We start from the raw sequence: 1002 nt of genomic DNA, 5'->3' as shown, positions 1-1002 counted from the left end.
GGTAGTGTCCAGATTCTTTCGCACTTTGTTTTACGGTTCCTTGGAAGGTCTAGTTTTTTGTGTTGTTGAGGAGAGTTGTTCGGGCCGTCACCGAGAATGGGGAATAACTCGTCGGAGGTGACGGGGTGAACAACTCTCCGGTGGAAGGTCAGCTGGCGTTGGCCTCTTGTGGATTAGCGGTGGCTTGGTTGGTCAGGCGTGACATATCGAGGTAGCGGCGCATACCCCATTTGGTTCCTGTCATGTAGCGTAGGCGGGCGGCGACGAGCATGAGGGCGCTGTTGCCGTCGGGAAAAGCCCCGACCACTCGGGTGCGGCGTTTGACCTCGCGAATGAGCCGTTCGAGCGGATTGTTGGTGCGCAGGCTGCGCCAGTGTTCTCTGGGGAATGCCATGTAGCAGAGGGTTTCCTCGATGCCGTCGTCGACCATCTCAGCGGCCTTGGGGAGCTTCATGGTGCGTAGTTTGATCACGACAGCAGCGGCTTTTTCGCGGGCCGCATCGAGGTCTTCGCAGGCGTGAATAGCCTTGAGCATGGCGGCGACTTCCTTGACCCGACCGCTGGGCACGGCGGTCCACACGTTGCGATAGAAGTGCACCGCACAGCGTTGCCAGGCGGCATCCGGGAAGAACTCGCCGAGGGACTCAACCAACCCCAGGCATTTATCGCTGACGACCAGCTGCACGCCTTGCAGGCCGCGTTCCTTGAGCCAGCGCAGGAAGTTTTGCCAACTGGCCTTGTCTTCCTTCGTGCCTTCGGCCACGCCGAGGATCTCGCGGTAGCCATCCTGATTGACGCCCACGGCCACCAGCACGCTGACGTTTTTAACCGTGCCGCCCCAGGAACGTTTGAGCCACAGACCGTCGAGATAGACATAGGCATGTTTACCCTGAATCGGCAGGTTGCGCCATTCTTCGATCTGCGCGTAAATCTTCTGGTTCAGATCGCTGACGGTCGACGGCCCAACCTTGACGCCCCAGAGCGCCTCGGTGATATCCTCGA

Annotated in this window: 1 protein-coding gene; it reads right to left on the bottom strand. The window is 59.4% G+C overall.

What is annotated here, in order from left to right:
• Positions 1-148 precede the first annotated feature (148 nt).
• A partial coding sequence (locus IE065_RS17850) for an IS256 family transposase (protein ID WP_189517685.1) occupies positions 149-1002 on the bottom strand: 854 nt, incomplete at its 5' end.

The sequence above is a fragment of the Cerasicoccus arenae genome (assembly GCF_014651635.1).
Classification (GTDB): domain Bacteria; phylum Verrucomicrobiota; class Verrucomicrobiia; order Opitutales; family Cerasicoccaceae; genus Cerasicoccus; species Cerasicoccus arenae.
Note: the sequence above shows the minus strand (reverse complement) of the source record. Positions and strands in the feature narration are given on the sequence as shown.